The sequence below is a fragment of the Armatimonas sp. genome (assembly GCF_031410135.1).
In the GTDB taxonomy this organism is placed as follows: domain Bacteria; phylum Armatimonadota; class Armatimonadia; order Armatimonadales; family Armatimonadaceae; genus Armatimonas.
The window spans coordinates 1-1488 of record NZ_JANNYP010000438.1 but is presented as its reverse complement, the minus strand read 5'-3'; the positions used below and the strand labels follow the sequence as shown (position 1 = coordinate 1488).

2 protein-coding genes are annotated in these 1488 nt (G+C 54.4%); both read right to left on the bottom strand.

The window, feature by feature from the left end; all coding sequences use genetic code 11:
- A partial coding sequence (locus RMO15_RS16125; protein WP_309714469.1) for a DUF1549 domain-containing protein occupies window positions 1–1182 on the bottom strand: 1182 nt, incomplete at its 3' end.
- A 94-nt stretch (window positions 1183–1276) separates the two neighbouring features.
- On the bottom strand, window positions 1277–1488 hold a 212-nt coding region (locus RMO15_RS16120; protein WP_309714468.1), incomplete at its 5' end, for an HAD hydrolase-like protein.

Below are 1488 nucleotides of genomic sequence, written 5' to 3'. Positions count from 1 at the left end.
CTGATCGGGATACGGAGCATCCATCAAGGGGGGGTGGTTGACCGGCCTCTCCTCTCCGCTCCCCGTCTCAGGAACGTTGTTGAAGTAGGAGTACATCGAATAGAACTCCTTCTGAGAAATCGGATCATATTTATGATCGTGGCACCGGGCACAACCGCTGGTCAGTCCAAGCCAGATGGTGGACGTCGTCTCGACTCGGTCGATGACGGTTTCAGTCCGCCACTCTTCGGCAATGACGCCTCCTTCGGTGTTGATTCGGTGGTTTCGGCTGAAACCGGTTGCGATCAACTGATCCAGGGTGGGCTTGGGGAGCATGTCGCCGGCAATCTGTTCAATGGTGAACTGATCAAAGGGCATGTTCTTGTTGTAGGCTTCGATGACCCAGTCGCGCCACCGCCACTGGAACCGCTCATAGTCGGCCTGATAGCCGTTGCTGTCGGCATACCTCGAATAGTCCATCCAGTCCATCGCCATTCTCTCAGCGAAACGAGGAGAGGCGAGGAGGCGATCGACCAGTTTTTCGTACGAACCGCTAGTTTTGTCGGCAAGGAAGGCCGTTCTTTCGCCCAGGGTCGGAGGCAAACCAGTGAGGTCAAGCGTCAGTCGGCGAAGCAACGTCTCTTTGTCAGCTTCAGGCGAAGGCTTGAGGCCCTTGGCCTCCATCTTTTCCAGAATAAAAGCGTCTATCGGGTTACGGACCCAACTCTTATTCTTGATCAATGGAAGTTCTGGTCGAGTTGGGGCCACGAACGCCCAGTGGGATTTGTACTCCGCGCCTTCAAGGATCCATTGTTTGAGAATCGCTTTTTCTTCGGGGGTAAGAAACTTTTTGGTTTCCGGCGGAGGCATTAGCTCGGATTCATCTTTCGACAGGATCCGTCGAACCAGCTCGCTTGCCTCTGGCTTCCCAGGAACAATCGCGATGTCTCCACTCTTCAGCGGCTTAAACGCGTGATCTTTGGAGTCGAGGCGAAGTCCAGCCTTCGAAGTCGCGACATCGTTGCCGTGGCAGGTAAAGCATTTGCCGGCAAGGATTGGCCGGACGTCTCGATTGAAATCAATCGTCTTCTTCGCCTTTGATTTGGGCGGGACGGAGGCATAAACAAGCCCGACGCAACATATGAGGGTTGCGCCCCAAAAACCGAATAGCTGGGCTCTCTTCATGATCAATTTCGCAGTCAAAGACTCTTCTCCTAACGATAGCATGTTCACCCGCAGACTCAGCCGCCTTTGGGGGTTCGTTTTTAAGACATGTGGGATGAGTCCGCGCTGTGCATCAGCGAAGGACAAAGCTTCTTAAGTCGGGCTCACACCAAAGGCCCTCAACAGAGTCAGATTCCACCCCGGTCAGAACCAGGAGAGTGTTGCACCCCGCCGCTCGGCCCGCATCGATGTCCGTGTCGATTCGATCTCCAACCACTAACACTTCCTCAGGACTGCTCTCAACCTCGTTGAGGATCAATTCAACCAAAAAAGGCTCGGGCTTGC